This is a genomic window from Bacillus lumedeiriae (assembly GCF_044891285.1).
In the GTDB taxonomy this organism is placed as follows: domain Bacteria; phylum Bacillota; class Bacilli; order Bacillales; family Domibacillaceae; genus Pseudobacillus; species Pseudobacillus lumedeiriae.
This window is the reverse complement of sequence record NZ_JAUIYO010000042.1, coordinates 1-934: the sequence shown is the minus strand read 5'-3', so window position 1 is coordinate 934 and position 934 is coordinate 1. Positions and strand designations below refer to the sequence as shown.

General features: G+C 46.1%; 2 protein-coding genes. Both read right to left on the bottom strand.

What is annotated here, in order from left to right:
- A partial coding sequence (locus QYG89_RS17000; protein ID WP_404319409.1) for a fumarylacetoacetate hydrolase family protein occupies positions 1-388 on the bottom strand: 388 nt, incomplete at its 3' end.
- Between the two features lie 148 nt (positions 389-536).
- Positions 537-934 (bottom strand): VOC family protein (locus QYG89_RS16995; protein ID WP_404319407.1); only part of this gene is annotated, 398 nt, incomplete at its 5' end.

Below are 934 nucleotides of genomic sequence, written 5' to 3'. Positions count from 1 at the left end.
CATAATCCAGCGCCTCCTTTTCACTCACCCGCGTCGCTGTCCGTCCAATCACAACACCAAGCGCGGCCCCGATCTCCAGCTCTGACACTCCTTCCGGCAGCGGAATCGGCTGACCATGGCTGCTAATGGTATTCACCGGTTTGATATAAAGGATCGGCGCTTTGGGTGCTGCCTTGTAAGGGGCTTCGTTGACTGACTCCCCTAACGCTTCCAAAGCTCCTTTGTAATTTAACAATGTTCCGTAGATCGTTCCTGATAAGGAAACATCATTTACCAAACTTTCAATGTCAGGATGCTTCCCGGCCGCCTCTAAGCTGCGATTCTCTGTATTAACTTTATCCCCCATCTCTTCAAGCAGCTCATGAAGTTTGATTTTCATTTTCTTCATATATATTTCTCCCCTCTAAACAAACGAACTTTTACTTTATAAAACAAGGGATTAAAGGCAATTGGCTGACTATCAGCCTTTTCTCCTCTAATCCCTTATCCTTTGGTTCACACAGATTCCCTTGTTACATTTACAAAACTACCTTAAATTATAAAATAAATTCAGGTTTCTTTTGTGCAAGCTTCGCTGGTTCTGTTTTTACGATTTCTCCTGTTTCGATATCAAAGAATGTAGACGTCTCATTGAACCAGCTGTCCGGTGCTTTCGCTCCCCAGAACGTTTGGCGGCGCGGATCATTTAGATCCCAGCGAATTGGTTCAAAGTCAGGATCACTCGTTAAATAATCGCCATTATACAGCTCGATACGGTGGCCGTCTGGATCTCTTAAATAGAGGAAGAAAGCGTTCGATAATCCGTGTCGGCCTGGTCCCCGCTCAATGCTGTCAGCATAGCCGAGTGAAGCGAGTACGTCACAGCAGTGGATCAGTGCTAATGGATCTGGCAGCCAGTAAGCAAAGTGGTGAAGACGAGGGCCTTCTCCGTTCA